Here is a 13,262-nt window from a genome sequence, read left to right as displayed (position 1 = left end):
TACAGACTAGGTGGTCGGATCCTCCTCCTTCGAGGAGGTGGTACCCCCGTGCGCCGCGGCCTCCCGCGCCGCGATGATCTCGTCCTGCTGCTTCTTCGGCATCGCGTAGATCTTCTCGGTGATGAACGGGTCCGACTGCAGACCCCTGAGCATGGACACGCACATGAACGCCAGGACCACCACGAACGGCGACGCCGCGATGATCGTGAGGTTCTGCAGACTGTCCAGCGCCAGAGAGGGCTCGCCCTCGCTCAGGCCCGGCAGCAGCATCAGGACCGCCACACCGGCCGTGAGGACGCCCCACAGCACCACGACCCCACGCTTGGGCTCCTCGGCACCGAACTCCGACATCGACGCCATGATGATGGACGCCGAGTCCGCGCCGGTGATGAAGAAGATCGCCACCAGCGCCATGGCCAGGAACGACAGCAGCCCGGTGAGCGGCAGGTGCTCGAACAGCGAGAACAGCTGGACGGTCGCGTCACCGTCGCCGTAGATGCTCTCCCCCTTGAGCTCCAGGTCCAGCGCGGCGCCGCCCAGAACCGAGAACCATACGATGCTCAGCACGCTCGGCACGACCAGCACGCCTACGACGAACTCACGGATCGTACGGCCGCGCGAGATGCGGGCCAGGAACATGCCCACGAAGGGCGACCAGGAGATCCACCAGGCCCAGTAGAAGACCGTCCAGCCCGACAGCCACGGGCCGGCCGTGCCGTTGTCACTCGCGCCGGTGCGCGCGGACATGGCGAAGAAGGTGTCGATGTACGCGCCGACCGAGGTGGGGATCAGGTCGAGCATGAACACGGCCGCGCCGGAGAACACCAGCACGAAGATCACCATCAGGATCGCGAGGATCATGTTGATGTTCGACAGCAGCTGGATGCCCCGCTCGACGCCACTGACCGCCGAGGCGACGAAGCACAGGCCCAACACGACGATGATGCCGATCACCACCGCGATGCTCTCGCCGGTGATGCTTCCGGTCTGCTGCAGTCCGGCCTGGATCTGCAGCGCGCCGAGGCCGAGCGAGGCCGCCGTACCGAACACGGTCGCGAAGATCGCCAGGACGTCCAGGACCTTGCCCTGCCAGCCGTCCGCGCGGCGCTGACCGATGAGCGGGGTGAAGGCGCTGGAGATGAGATGCCGGCCGCCGTAGCGGTAGGCGGTCAGCGCCAGCGAGAGCCCGACCACCGCGTAGACGGCCCAGGCGTGGCCGGTCCAGTGGAAGGTCGTGGTGGCCATCGCGGTGGTCACGCCGCCGTTGGTTCCCGGCGGATCCTCGACGAAGTGCGCTAGCGGCTCGCTCACGCCGTAGAACATCAGGCCGATGCCCATGCCGGCCGCGAACATCATGGAGATCCAGCTCGTGGTGCGGAAGGTCGGCTTCTCGCCGTCCCCGCCCAGGCGCACGTTGCCGTACTTGCTGAACGCCAGCCACAGGACGAACGCGACGAAGGAGGTCGCCGCGAGGACGTACACCCAGCCGACGCTGTCCACGGTCCAGTCGAAGGCCGCCGTGGCCACCGTCTGGAAGGAGTCGGTGAACACCAGCCCCCAGACGAGGACCGCGCCGATCAGGATGAGCGCAGGGATGAACACACCCATGCTGATCCCGCTGGTCGGTGATCCACCCTTGGCAGGTGGAGACTTTGGGACTTTCTCTTCGTTGATGGTCACAGGTCCACTGGTAGCACGTTGGGGCCGCCAGTCGGTAAGTTTGGCCGTCTCCGGCTCGGCCCCGGCTGGACCCGGGTCGTGCGGATCTGCCACGTTTATACCGTGCATACCTGGGCGGAAGTGCCGCCGGACCCGCTCCGCGTCCTCGACGCCTGCGCTCGCCGAGCCACCCACGAGGGGCTGCCGCAACCGGCCGCGCTGCTCGGGGACTGGCTGGGCGCCGCCGCGGTGATCGCCCCGTCCGTCGAGCTGCTGCCCGTGGCATCGGAGCACGCCTTCGGTGACGGCAGCGCCAGCGCCGACGGAGACGGCCTCGTCGTCGTCGACCCTTCGCACTCCCCCGCACCCGCCGCGGAATCCCGCTACACGCTGGGCTTCCGTTCGTTCCCCGACGTTCCGATCGGCGCCCGCCGCCTCCTGCCCGAGGCGGTGTCCGGCCGCGCCGACGGCCTGCTCGTCCTCGGCCACGACGGGCGCTGGACCGCACGGGGTGACGTCCCCACCCCGCGCGACCTGGGGCTCGGAAGATTTGACGACGCCACCGACACAGTCACCAACACAGTCACCAACACCGATACCGCCGCGGCCCATCTGACCTGGGAGGCCCCGGACCGGCGGTCGCATCAGGCCGCGGTCCGGGAGTGCCTCGAGGCCATCCGGGCCGGCGAGATCTATCAGGCCTGCCTGTCCACCCGACTCGACGGCCGGCTGCACGGCGAGCCGCTCGTGCTGTTCAGTCGGCTGTGGCGGAAGACCCGGGCGCGGCGCGCGGCGTTCATGACCGGGCCGTGGGGCTCGGTGGTCTCGCTGTCGCCGGAGACGTATCTGACGCGAAGCGGCCGCGAGGTGCGCTCCTGCCCCATCAAGGGCACCCTGCCGCGCGCGGCCGATCCCGCACTGCTTCGCGGGTCGGTCAAGGACGTGGCCGAGAACATCATGATCGTCGACCTGGTCCGCCACGACCTGGGCCGGACCGCCGAACTCGGCTCGGTGACGGTGCCCGAGCTGCTGGCAGTCCACGAGGCGCCCGGCGTGTGGCACCTCGTCTCGACCGTCGCGGCCCGGACCGGCGTTCCGCACGACGAACTGGTCGAGACCACGTTCCCGCCCGCTTCCGTCACCGGCACGCCCAAGCTGCGGGCGCGTGGGCTCATCGCCGGGTGGGAGCCGCGGGCGCGCGGGCTACACTGCGGGGCGATCGGGATCGCCGGGCCCGACGAGCTCGACCTGTCGGTGGCCATCCGGACGCTGGAGATCGCGCCGGACGGACGATGTGAGTTCGGGGTGGGCGGCGGGATCACGATCGACTCCGACCCGGACGCCGAATGGGACGAATGCGTGCACAAGGCGGCGTTCACGTGGGGCGGTGGGCCGGCGCCCTGGTGACGCGGCTCGCTGATGGGGCCCACAACGCGAGTGGGTGACTAATCAGACTCCGCGCGGGCGTCGAGCACTGCCTGGTACAGGTCCCGCTTGGTCAGCGACGACCCCTCCGCCACCGCCGCGCAGGCGTCCTTGAGGCGCTCACCGGCCGCGACGCGCTCCTCCACGATCTCGACCAGATCGTCGAGCGAGGCCTCGGTATCCGCCGCGTCTGCGCCCTCGAGCACCACGACGATCTCACCCAGCACCCCGTCGGCGGTGCGTTCGGCCAGCTCCGCGAGCGTTCCGCGCAGCACCTCCTCGTAGGTCTTGGTGAGCTCCCGGCACACCGCGGCACGGCGATCCGGCCCGAGCACCTCGGCGGCCTCGGCGAGGGTGTCGGCCAGACGGTGCGGCGACTCGAAGAACACGCAGGTGCGCTCCTCCGCGGCCAGGCGGGCCAGCCACGTGCGACGCCGCCCGGCGCGGCGCGGCGGGAACCCGTCGAAGCAGAAGCGATCCACGGGCAGACCGCTGAGCACGAGCGCGGTGGTCACGGCCGACGGCCCCGGCAGACACGTCACCGGCAGACCATCCTCGATACAGGCCGCCACCAGCGAATATCCCGGGTCCGAGACCGCGGGCATCCCGGCGTCGGTCACGACCGCCACAACGTCACCCGCGCGGACGCGATCGAGCAGCTGCGGCACGCGGCCGGCCTCGTTGTGCTCGTAGAAGCTCATCACCCGGCCGCCGATGGCGACCTCCAGCGCCGCGGCCAGTGATCGCAGGCGGCGGGTGTCCTCCGCGGCCACCACATCGGCGGTCTCGAGCAGCTGGCGGAGTCGGCCCGAGGCGTCGCCCGGGTTCCCGATGGGGGTGGCCGCCAACACGACCCGTCCGGACGTCATGTCGTCCACCTTATCCCCGTCATCCCGCGAGCCACGCCTTGCTGCCGCCGGGCGTCCCCCGTGCGCGACACGGACCCCCCACTATGCTCGCCGTGTGACCTCGACCCTCGGCGTGCGCTCTCCCGGCCGCCCGCTCCCCGCTCCGGACACCGGGCCTGTCGAGACCACCCGCGACCTCATCGCCACCGGCGTCATCCTCGTGCTGGCGTTCGTGACGCGCTTCTGGGGTCTGGGTTCCGTCACCGACCGCGGCACCCCGGTCTTCGACGAGAAGCACTACGCACCGCAGTCGTTCAACATCGCCCAGCTGGGCATCGAGGAGAACCCCGCCTACGGGTTGGTCGTGCACCCGCCGGTGGCCAAGCAGATCGAGTCGATCGGCGGGATGCTGTTCGGTTACACGCCGATGGGCTGGCGGTTCACCGCCGCGATCTGCGGCGTGCTCGTGGTGCTGCTTGTCATGCGCATCACCCGGCGGCTGACCCGTTCCACCCAGCTCGGGCTCGTCGCCGGTCTGCTGCTCTGCCTCGACGGCGTCACGTTCGTCACCTCCCGCATCGGGATGCTGGACATCTACCAGGTGCTGTTCGTCACCGCGGCCGCCGGCGCACTGCTGGTGGATCGCGACCAGATGCGGGCCCGCATGCACCGTGCCGCCGTCGAGGGCCGCCTGCACCTGTCCGACCTCGGACCGCGACTCGGGTTCAGGTGGTGGCGCTTCACGGCCGGCGTCATGCTCGGCCTGTCCCTGGGCGTCAAGTGGTCGGGACTGTACTTCATCGCCTTCTTCGGTCTGATGACCGTGGCGTGGGACTGGGCGCTGCGCAGCCGCTACGGGGTCCGTCGGCCCTTCGCCGGGGCGCTGCTCCGGGACGCGCCGCCGGCTTTCCTCACCCTGGTGATCTGGCCGGCGATCCTCCACTTCTTCACCTGGCTGCCGTGGTTCGCCGGGGAGAACACGGTGTACCGCCACGCGGTGGGCGCGAAAACCGAGGACACCTGGCTGCCCGATGTCATCCAGTCCTGGATCTACTACCAGTCCTCCGTGTTGGACTTCCACTCGTCGCTGACCACCTCGGCCGGGAACCGGCACCCGTGGGAGTCCAAGCCGTGGACGTGGCCGATGAGCCTGCGGCCGATGCTCTACTACGTCGAGCAGGGCGAGGACGTGGCCGGATGCGGCGAGGCCTCCTGCGTACGGGCGATCATGCTGCTGGGCACGCCCGCTATCTGGTGGCTCGCGATCCCGGTACTGGCCTGGGCATTCTGGCGTGCGGTGATCTGCCGCGACGGGCGCTACGCATTCCCGCTGGTCGGATACGCCGCCGGATACCTGCCGTGGTTCTTCCAGCACGACCGACAGATGTACTTCTTCTACGCCGCGGTGATGGTGCCGTTCTTCGTCATGATGGTCTCGCTCGTGCTCGGCGAGATCTCCGGCAGATTCTCGGATCCCCCACGCAGGCGGATCATCGGGCGGGCGATCGTCTGCCTGTATCTCGCGTTGGTGATCGTGAACTTCATCTTCATGCTGCCGATCCTCTCCGGCACGCCCATCACGCAGGCCGAATGGAACATGCAACTCTGGTTGCCGTCCTGGCGGTGACCCTCCACACACCCTGGCGCACCTGACACGACCGGTGAGGGTCAGTAGCGTCGCGAGAGTGAACGAGCTACCCATTCCCTTCCCCGATCTCGGGATGTCCGACACGACGCAGGAATGGCTGGTGGAAAAGCCGGTCATGATCGTCGTGTACATACTTCTGGCGTTGGTGGTGCGTTGGCTCCTGCACAGGGCCATCGACCGCGTCACCAGGCCCACGGCTGACGGCACCAGCCCGAGCCTGTGGCCGCGTCGCCGCAGGAAGGCCGACGCCGGGACCACCGTCGACATCGACGAGCACGACGACGAGCAACGCGGGGTCAGCGCCGACGAGAGCGGTGGACTGACCGCCGAGAGTCTCAAGAAGGCACACCGCAAGCCCGCCGAGCAGGCGATGTCCGACCGCAAGCGGGCGGAGCGGCGAGCCCAGCGCATGGCCACGATCGGGTCGGTGCTCAAGTCGCTGGTGTCCTTCGTCGTCCTCGTCTGGGTGGTCCTGCAGACGCTGGCGATAGTAGGGGTGAACGTGGCACCGTTCATCGCCTCGGCCGGGATCGTGGGCGTGGCGCTCGGCTTCGGCGCGCAGGCGTTGGTGCGTGACTTCCTCTCGGGGATCTTCATGCTCTTCGAGGACCAGTACGGCGTGGGCGACTGGGTCGACCTGGGCGAGGCCGAGGGCACGGTCGAGAACGTGGGTCTGCGGATCACCTCGCTGCGCGACCTGCACGGAACCCTGTGGTACTGCCGTAACGGCGACATCCTGCGCGTGGGCAACTACAGCCAGGACTTCGGTGTGGCGTTCCTCGAGATCCCGGTCTCCTACGGCGCGGACATCGACCGCGCCTGCAATATCGCCATCGAGACCGCCAAGAGTGCGGCGCTCGAGGAGCCGATCAAGTCCAACCTCATCTCCGGGCCCGAGCTGGCCGGCGTCAACGAACTCGGTGCGGACTCGTGGTCGCTACGGATGACGGCGGTGACCCACGCCAACATGCAGTGGGCGACCGAGCGCGAACTGCGGCGCCGCATCCGCAACGCCTTCGTCGACGCAGGTATCGACGCCCCCTACTCCCATGGCCTGCCGGTGACGCCGATGAAGGCGATCTCCTCGGCCGAATGACGGCCTGAGCACCGGCGACACCAGCGCGGGCGGTCAGCCGCCCAGTGCCCTGTCGACACTGAATCTGCCGGCCCCGACGGCGGCGATGAGCAGGGCCCCGACTCCGAGCGCGACGACCAGCTCCCAGCCGTTCTGGGTGACGAACGGGCCGTTGGTGGCGTGCACGAAGTAGAACGCGCCGGCCATGTCCGCGCCGAGCAGGATCCCGGCCAGCGGGGTGAGGATCCCGGCGATGAGTGCGATACCGGCGGCCAGTTCGACGCCGGCCACGATCGCGGCGGTGACGTCCGGTTGGGGCACGCCGAAGGAGGCGAACTGCTCCCCCACGCGGGACAGTCCGAGGGTGAAGAACTTCTGCCACCCGTGCGCCACGAAGATCACCCCGAGCCCGACGCGGGCGAGGAGGATCGCGGCGTCGGTGAGTGTCTCCATCCCCCTCACGGGAGGACGCCCTGCGCCGCCTTGTTGATCTTCCGGGCGATGAGCTTCATCGCCAGCTTGTAGGCCGGCGGCGCGAACTTCTGGGCCACGAAGGCCAGCCGGATGTCGGGCGAGGTGTAGACGATGTAGCGCCCCTTGCGCACGCCCTCGATCATCGATCCGGCCGCCTGGTCCGGGGTGACGGCGTGACGCTGGAACTGCGCCGCGGTCTTGGCCACCTCGGGGTTCGAACGGTCCACGCCGGCGATCTCGATGCTGCCCACCAGCGGCGTGTCGACGGCACCCGGGCAGACCAGGTGCACACCGATGTCGTATGGCGCCAGATCAAAGCGCAGCACCTCGGCGATCCCGCGGATGCCGAACTTGGCGGCGCTGTAGGCGGCGTGCCACGGCAGTCCCAGGAGGCCCGCGGCCGACGACACCATGACCACCGCGCCGGGTTTGCGGGCGGCCATCATCGCGGGAATGAACGCCTCGATCACGTGGATCGTGCCCATCAGGTTGACCTCGACCATGGACCGCCACACGCGGTGTTCGAGCAGGTCCGGGCGGCCCCAGGCCGAGTTCCCGGCCACGTGGAAGATCGCGTCAGGCGCGCCGTTCGCGGCGACGACCCGCTCGCCGAACGCGGCCACGGCCTCGTGATCGGTGAGGTCGATCGTCTCGGAGGCCAGCACGGAGACCCCCTTGTCACGGCACTCCTGCGTGACCCCGGCGAGCCCGTCGGCGTTGACATCGGTCAGCACCAGCCGCGCGCCTTCGTCGGCCAGGCGGATCGCGGCCGAACGTCCGATCCCGCTGGCCGCGCCCGTCACCACACAGATCGTGCCCCGGTAGTCCTTGATCCGCCGCCTCGACATGTGCTCCCCTGTCCGGGCCCGGGTCGACTGGTCGGGCCGCTGGTGTCCCACCGTAGCGGCCCGCCGCACCCCGCGAGGGTAGGTCGCGCGGCGCGGATCTCTGCTCGCTGCACGCGGTCGGCGGCGCTGATCCGCGGTCCGACCGCAGCCTGTATCGGCCCTGGCTACCGCGCCGGGACCGGCGGGACGTACTCGCGCAGGACGCAGCGGCTGCCGCTGTAGATGGTGGCCATGCAGCGGTTGCAGTGCACGCACAGCGACCGGCGACGCTCGTCCGCCTTGAGCTTGTTCGGCAGGTCCGGCTCGCGCAGCAGCCCGCGGCCCATGGCCACGAACTCGAAGCCGGCACCCATGGCCTTGTCGATGGAGGGCCGATCGACGATCCCGCCGAGCAGCATCATCGGCAGGTCGACGGCCTCACGGATCTGCCGGGCGTCGTCGAACATGTACGCGTCGGTGTACGGGTACTCCTTGAACATCCTCGGCCCGACGACCTTCATGCCCATCTTGATCACGGGCGGCTGGGTCGCCGCGAACTCCTCCAGCGGCGCATCCCCCTTGAACAGGTAGATGGGGTTGAGCAGCGAGCTGCCCACGGTCATCACCAGCGCGTCGGCGGAGCCGTCCTGCTCGATCCACCTGGCCACCTGTACGGCCTCGTCGATCCAGAACCCGCCGGGTACGCCGTCGTCCATGTTGAGCTTGATGGTCACGGCGATCGTGTCGCCCACGGCGTCGCGGACGGCCCGGCCGATGCGGCGCGCGAACCGGGCGCGGTTCTCGAGCGAGCCGCCGTAGGCGTCCTTGCGCCTGTTCAGCTTGGGGCTGAGGAACTCGCTGACGAGGTAGTTGTGCCCGAAGTGGACCTCGATGGCGTCGAATCCGGCCTCGCGGGCACCGCGGGCGGCCCGGACGTGGTCGGCGATGATCCGGTCGATGTCGGCCTCGGTGCACGCCTTGGTCAGGGACATCCCGGTGGGCGCGGGGATGCGCGACGGCCCCATCGCGGGCATTCCGTTGGAGGCGGAGTTGGCCACGGCGCCGGCGTGACCGACCTGCGCGGAGACCGCGGCGCCCTCGGCGTGCACGGCGTCGGTGAGCCTGCGCAGCATCCCGCCGTCGTCCATGCCCCAGTGGTACTGGTGCCGGTCGGTCCGCCCCTCCGGTGAGGTCGCGAGGTAGGCGACCGTGGTCATCCCGACGCCGCCACGCGCATACTCGGCGTGGAACTCGATGAGCTCGTCGGTCACACGACCGTTCGGACACCGGCCCTCGAAGGTCGCGGCCTTGACGATGCGGTTACGCAGCATCACGTTGCCGATCTTGCCGGGACTGAAGACGTCGGGTGCAGGGGTTCCGGGCGCGAGAAGCATGCGGGAACTATAACCTGTTCCAGTCGGTCTCGCGGGGGCTTGGCCAGCCTGTTTTCCGGGTCAGGCCCCCGATCCCAGTTCCACCAGCACCACGCCGGCACCGATCATCGCGATCCCGGCGCCCATCAGCGGACTGAGCGGTTCGCGGAACAGGAACCGACTCGCCACCGCGGCCAGCGCCACGCCGGCGGCCGTCCAGATGCCGTACGCCACGCCCAGTGGCATCCCGGCGGCGAGCGTCAGGGACAGCAGGGCGAACGCGGCCAGGTAGCCGGGCGCCACCGCGAGGTACCACCGACGGTCGTCGACCGCCTTGCGGAGGGAGAGGGTCGCCGCGAGTTCGAGGACGATGGCGACGACGAGATACGCCCACCCGGTCACACGGGCACCCCTTCTGTGGCGCGGGCCCGCTGGGCCCCGAGTTCGACGCACAGGACCCCGGCGATGATGACCGCGATGCCCGCGCCCATCAGCGGGGTCAGCGGCTCGGCGAAGATCAACGCGGACAGCGCCGCGGTGAGCACGACCCCCGCGGCGCCCCAGATCCCGTACGCCACGCCGAGCGGCATCCTGGCCCGCAGGGTCAGTGCCAGGAACACGAACGCTCCCGCGTAGCCCAGCACCACCACGAGGTAGAGCACCGGAGAGGTCAGGGCGCCCTTGAGCGAGAGCGAACCCGCCACCTCCAGCCCGATGGCCGCCATGAGGAATCCCCACCGGCGGGCCGTGCCCGCGCCCTGGCCCGCTTCACCGGGTACTCGGCCGCCGGGCTCAGTCACGGGGGCCGATGGTCTGCAGCGCGGACCGGACGGCCTCACGCTCGTCCCCGCTCAGCGGCAGCACCGGATGGTGAAGGCCCTCGTGGCGTACGAGGCCGGTCTCGGCGGCGATCGCGGACACCGTGCGGTAGCTGCCGAACCTGTCGAACAGGTCCCAGACGGGGTCCAGCTCCGCGGAGAGCCCGGTCGCCAGCTCCTCGTCGCCGTCCTGCGCGGCGCGGGTGATCGCCAGGCAGGTCCGGGGGAACACCCCGGCCAGCACGCTGTACCAGGTGTCGCATCCGACGAGTAGTCCGCAGGCGCCGGCACGGTCGCCGCTGATCCCCAGGGACACATACCGCGACACGGCATCACGGAGATCGGTCACGTGCCCGAGGGCCCTGCCGAGGTCCGCCGCCACGGGCGGGATCTTGACCGAGACCACCCGGGGCAGCGCGGCGACCTCGGTGAGCACTTCGCGGGTGAAGGTGTAACCCGTGGTGGCCGGGTTGTCGTAGACCACCACGGGCAGGTCGGTCTCCGAGGTCACCGTCTTGAACAGCGTCATGACCTCGGCCGGGCGCAGCGGTTGGTAGCCCAGCGGTGGCACGAGGATGCCGGCCGCGCCCGCGTCTTCCGCATCGGCCACGTGCCCGAGGATCTCCCGGGTCGTCAGGGCCCCCACGCCGACGATCACCGGCGTGGATCCGGCCGCACGCACGGCCGTCCGCGCGAGCGCGCGACGGTCACCGCGCTGCAGGTAGGCGAACCCACCCGTCGAGCCCAGAGCTCCGATCGAATCGACCCCCGCCGCCACCAGTCGCGCGACCAGGCGGGCGTACGCGCCGAGGTCGGGCACACCCCCGCTGTCCGGGCCCGCGCCGGTGAACGGGGTCAAGGGAAATGCACTCAGTCCGCTGAACACGTCGACCACTATGCCCCTCTACGCGCCCAGAGAGAAAGCAAGGCCCGCCTCGCCCGATTCGCCGCCCACGCGTTCGCCACCGATGCGCTCGATGTCGTCGTCATCGTCGTCGCCCTTCGTCCCGTCGAAGGCGTGGGCGTGGGCGTGGGCGTGGGCGAAGACTAACGTCGAGGCCATGAACGACTCCGCGTCGCCGATCCAGCGGGCGCAGCACTTCGAGCACTTCACGACGTGGCCGGTCTTCCTGGCCTCGATCCTGTTCTTCGCGGCGACGGTGGCGCTGGTCTCCGGATCGGTCCACGCCCGGGACCTGGTCAACGCGACACGGCTCGCGGCGATCGCCTGCTACGTGCTGATCCTCATCGACTTCCTCATCCGGGCGGTGCTCGCCCGCAAGGACCCCCGTGCGTTCTTCCATCGCTACCGGTTCGAGATGGTGTGCCTGATCCTGCCGCTCCTGCGGCCGTTCGTGATCCTCATCTATCTGTGGCGGCTCCCGGCCTTCCGGCGGTCCGGCACCACCCTCCGGGCCAGGTTGCTGGTCACCACCTTCCTGTTCATGCTCCTGTTCGTCTACTTCGCCGCCTCGGCCGTCTGGCTGTTCGAGCGCGGGGCGGACGGGGCCAACATCGTCAATCTCGACGACGCGATCTGGTGGGGATTCACCACGCTGACGACCGTCGGCTACGGCGAGTACTACCCGGTCACCTTCCCCGGGCGCGCTCTCGCCGTGGGGCTGATGCTGGCCGGGATAGCGATCGTCGGTACGACCACGGCCCTGGTGGTCTCGGTGCTCGGCGAGCAACTCGCGCTCCGCAAGGACGCTCTCATCCACCCGGGCGCGACAGTTAGCCATCACGACCCCGACGGGCCATCCGATCCCAGCGGTCCAAGCGAACCAAGCGGGCCGACGACGCAGTGACGCGAGCAGCGGGCACAGCAGATCGCGGCGAGCTCCCCAGCAAGCCGACATACTCGAACTCATGGCACGTACCTGGCTTTCGATCACGGTGGAACTCCTAGGCGGCCGAGGCGACGATCTGTGGCCACCACCCGGCCGGGCTTTCGCCGTCGGCCCGTCGCACACGTTCATGGATTTCGCTGACGCCATCAACACCGCGTTCGCTCGATGGGATCCCGCGCATCGCTCCGAGTTCACGCTCTCAGACGGGACAACCGTCGCCAATCTTGAGAGCAGTCTGGACTTCGTGTCGTCCGGCTTCGGCCCGGTCCAGCGCCTCGAGGACATCGAATGGACGAAGGTCGCCAAGACCGTGGAGCTCGGGGATGAGTTCCGGTTCGTCTTCGATCTCGGGGACAACTGGGTGCACCGCTGCGAGGTACACCCGGTCAAGATCGACCCGGTCGAGACCCTGGGGATCCGGCCCAGTACTCCCCTGCCCTACTGGGGATGGGGAGACATACCCGACCAATACGGGCGCCGTTGGAGCGACGACGACGGCGAGTCCCAGCCGGGCCCCCGCCCCGACCAGCCTGAGCCCATGCTGGATCCTCGATGGCCCGCGGCCCCGACTATCTCCAGTGGCGATCTCCAGGAGGTACGACGGGCCCTGTCGGCCCGGGGTGGTGATGCCCTCCTGTCGGCGATCGCAGGGCGTCAGGTCGACGACGCGCTGCAACAGATAGCCGTCGGGGCTGCGCTCCTGTTGGAGTCCGGCGACGCGAGGAGGGAGGCCCTCGTACTCTCGTTCGTCAACAGGCTGAATGCCCGCGGCCTCCCGGGGGACAAGGTGTTGGGTGAGGAGCTCCTCGCGCGGTTGCGGGGCGACACGCCGCCCGGGCGGCAGACCCCCGTCGATATCGACATGCTCGCCACGATGCTCGGCGATTCCGAGCACCTGACCGGCGCCTACGTCGACCTCGAGACCGGGTCGGTGATCCCCGTCGGGAATGGGCTCGTCGACGCCGACGACCCCGTTGACGTGGAGACCGATCCGGATCGATTTCTCTGGCTGGACCGGTACGAGGCCGACGACCGCTGGAACGACAGGATGGCCTTCGCCGCGCAGGAGCGAGACCGTGATCTACGCAGACGGCTCGAGACGGCGTTGGACGGGAAAGGGGCGTTCCAGGCATTCCGGAGCGCGATCGACGAGGCCGACCTGGTGGAGCGATGGCTCGTGTTCTCGGCGGATGCCGAACAGGGACGCGCCCGTGAGCGTCTCGCGGAACACGACATCCGTCCCGCACTGCCGTGAGTCGGCATCT

14 protein-coding genes are annotated in these 13,262 nt (G+C 69.5%); 5 read left to right on the top strand and 9 right to left on the bottom strand.

Annotated features, from left to right (window positions below; genetic code table 11):
* Window positions 1-6: 6 nt before the first annotated feature.
* On the bottom strand, window positions 7-1,608 hold the full coding sequence (locus ACWGLC_RS04250; protein ID WP_344988116.1) for a BCCT family transporter: 1,602 nt from the start codon (window positions 1,606-1,608) through the stop codon (window positions 7-9).
* 174 nt (window positions 1,609-1,782) lie between these two features.
* Here ACWGLC_RS04250 and ACWGLC_RS04245 point away from each other — a divergent pair, with 174 nt between their 5' ends.
* The gene (locus ACWGLC_RS04245; RefSeq protein ID WP_344988118.1) at window positions 1,783-3,066 is read left to right on the top strand and encodes an aminodeoxychorismate synthase component I; all 1,284 of its coding nucleotides are present in this window, start codon (window positions 1,783-1,785) and stop codon (window positions 3,064-3,066) included.
* Between the two features lie 38 nt (window positions 3,067-3,104).
* On the opposite strand, the gene rsmI is transcribed toward ACWGLC_RS04245, so the two are convergent.
* On the bottom strand, window positions 3,105-3,953 hold the full coding sequence (rsmI, locus tag ACWGLC_RS04240; RefSeq protein ID WP_452098706.1) for a 16S rRNA (cytidine(1402)-2'-O)-methyltransferase: 849 nt from the start codon (window positions 3,951-3,953) through the stop codon (window positions 3,105-3,107).
* Window positions 3,954-4,047: 94 nt separating this feature from the next.
* On the opposite strand from rsmI, the gene ACWGLC_RS04235 reads away from it, so the two are divergent.
* On the top strand, window positions 4,048-5,559 hold the full coding sequence (locus ACWGLC_RS04235; protein WP_344988121.1) for a dolichyl-phosphate-mannose--protein mannosyltransferase: 1,512 nt from the start codon (window positions 4,048-4,050) through the stop codon (window positions 5,557-5,559).
* 94 nt (window positions 5,560-5,653) lie between these two features.
* Complete coding sequence (locus tag ACWGLC_RS04230; RefSeq protein ID WP_452098741.1) at window positions 5,654-6,676, top strand: mechanosensitive ion channel family protein; 1,023 nt, start codon at window positions 5,654-5,656, stop codon at window positions 6,674-6,676.
* A 33-nt stretch (window positions 6,677-6,709) separates the two neighbouring features.
* Here the strand turns inward: ACWGLC_RS04230 and ACWGLC_RS04225 are convergent, their stop codons facing one another.
* The 7 genes from ACWGLC_RS04225 to ACWGLC_RS04195 all read right to left on the bottom strand — a co-directional run bounded on the left by ACWGLC_RS04225 (window position 6,710) and on the right by ACWGLC_RS04195 (window position 11,210).
* A complete protein-coding gene (locus ACWGLC_RS04225; RefSeq protein WP_452098705.1) occupies window positions 6,710-7,108 on the bottom strand; it encodes a DoxX family protein in 399 nt (132 codons plus the stop codon).
* Window positions 7,109-7,113: 5 nt separating this feature from the next.
* Window positions 7,114-7,977 (bottom strand): SDR family oxidoreductase, encoded by an 864-nt coding sequence (locus ACWGLC_RS04220; RefSeq protein WP_452098704.1) that lies wholly within the window; start codon window positions 7,975-7,977, stop codon window positions 7,114-7,116.
* Window positions 7,978-8,141: 164 nt separating this feature from the next.
* Window positions 8,142-9,350: an NADH:flavin oxidoreductase gene (locus tag ACWGLC_RS04215; RefSeq protein WP_452098703.1), complete on the bottom strand. Its 1,209-nt coding sequence runs from the start codon at window positions 9,348-9,350 to the stop codon at window positions 8,142-8,144.
* 60 nt (window positions 9,351-9,410) lie between these two features.
* A complete protein-coding gene (locus tag ACWGLC_RS04210; RefSeq protein WP_452098702.1) occupies window positions 9,411-9,731 on the bottom strand; it encodes a DMT family transporter in 321 nt (106 codons plus the stop codon).
* Window positions 9,728-10,129: a DMT family transporter gene (locus tag ACWGLC_RS04205; RefSeq protein ID WP_452098701.1), complete on the bottom strand. Its 402-nt coding sequence runs from the start codon at window positions 10,127-10,129 to the stop codon at window positions 9,728-9,730. Before ACWGLC_RS04205 ends, ACWGLC_RS04210 begins: the two co-directional genes overlap by 4 nt.
* The gene (locus tag ACWGLC_RS04200; RefSeq protein WP_452098700.1) at window positions 10,122-11,033 is read right to left on the bottom strand and encodes a dihydrodipicolinate synthase family protein; all 912 of its coding nucleotides are present in this window, start codon (window positions 11,031-11,033) and stop codon (window positions 10,122-10,124) included. The genes ACWGLC_RS04205 and ACWGLC_RS04200 overlap by 8 nt, the downstream gene beginning before the upstream one ends.
* 18 nt (window positions 11,034-11,051) lie before the next feature.
* Window positions 11,052-11,210, bottom strand: coding sequence for a hypothetical protein (locus tag ACWGLC_RS04195; RefSeq protein ID WP_452098699.1), 159 nt, complete (start codon window positions 11,208-11,210; stop codon window positions 11,052-11,054).
* Between ACWGLC_RS04195 and ACWGLC_RS04190 the strand changes: the two genes are divergently transcribed.
* Together ACWGLC_RS04190 and ACWGLC_RS04185 are read left to right on the top strand one after the other, a co-directional pair.
* A complete protein-coding gene (locus ACWGLC_RS04190; RefSeq protein WP_452098698.1) occupies window positions 11,209-11,955 on the top strand; it encodes a potassium channel family protein in 747 nt (248 codons plus the stop codon). The genes ACWGLC_RS04195 and ACWGLC_RS04190 overlap by 2 nt on opposite strands.
* A gap of 61 nt (window positions 11,956-12,016) precedes the next feature.
* Window positions 12,017-13,252 carry a UPF0158 family protein gene (locus ACWGLC_RS04185; protein ID WP_452098697.1) on the top strand — a complete coding sequence of 412 codons (1,236 nt, stop codon included), beginning with the start codon at window positions 12,017-12,019 and terminating at the stop codon, window positions 13,250-13,252.
* The last annotated feature ends 10 nt before the right edge of the window (window positions 13,253-13,262 follow it).

The organism is Dietzia sp. NPDC055877 (assembly GCF_053615975.1).
Note: the sequence above shows the minus strand (reverse complement) of the source record. Positions and strands in the feature narration are given on the sequence as shown.

What these genes read in the sequence shown, in the direction of transcription:
- ACWGLC_RS04225 (WP_452098705.1), bottom strand. Translation starts at nt 7,108, where the DNA reads ATGGAGACACTCACCGACGCCGCGATCCTCCTCGCCCGCGTCGGGCTC.
- ACWGLC_RS04190 (WP_452098698.1), top strand. Translation starts at nt 11,209, where the DNA reads ATGAACGACTCCGCGTCGCCGATCCAGCGGGCGCAGCACTTCGAGCAC.
- ACWGLC_RS04250 (WP_344988116.1), bottom strand. Translation starts at nt 1,608, where the DNA reads ATGGGTGTGTTCATCCCTGCGCTCATCCTGATCGGCGCGGTCCTCGTC.
- ACWGLC_RS04185 (WP_452098697.1), top strand. Translation starts at nt 12,017, where the DNA reads ATGGCACGTACCTGGCTTTCGATCACGGTGGAACTCCTAGGCGGCCGA.
- ACWGLC_RS04215 (WP_452098703.1), bottom strand. Translation starts at nt 9,350, where the DNA reads ATGCTTCTCGCGCCCGGAACCCCTGCACCCGACGTCTTCAGTCCCGGC.
- ACWGLC_RS04220 (WP_452098704.1), bottom strand. Translation starts at nt 7,977, where the DNA reads ATGTCGAGGCGGCGGATCAAGGACTACCGGGGCACGATCTGTGTGGTG.
- rsmI (WP_452098706.1), bottom strand. Translation starts at nt 3,953, where the DNA reads ATGACGTCCGGACGGGTCGTGTTGGCGGCCACCCCCATCGGGAACCCG.
- ACWGLC_RS04195 (WP_452098699.1), bottom strand. Translation starts at nt 11,210, where the DNA reads ATGGCCTCGACGTTAGTCTTCGCCCACGCCCACGCCCACGCCCACGCC.
- ACWGLC_RS04230 (WP_452098741.1), top strand. Translation starts at nt 5,654, where the DNA reads ATGTCCGACACGACGCAGGAATGGCTGGTGGAAAAGCCGGTCATGATC.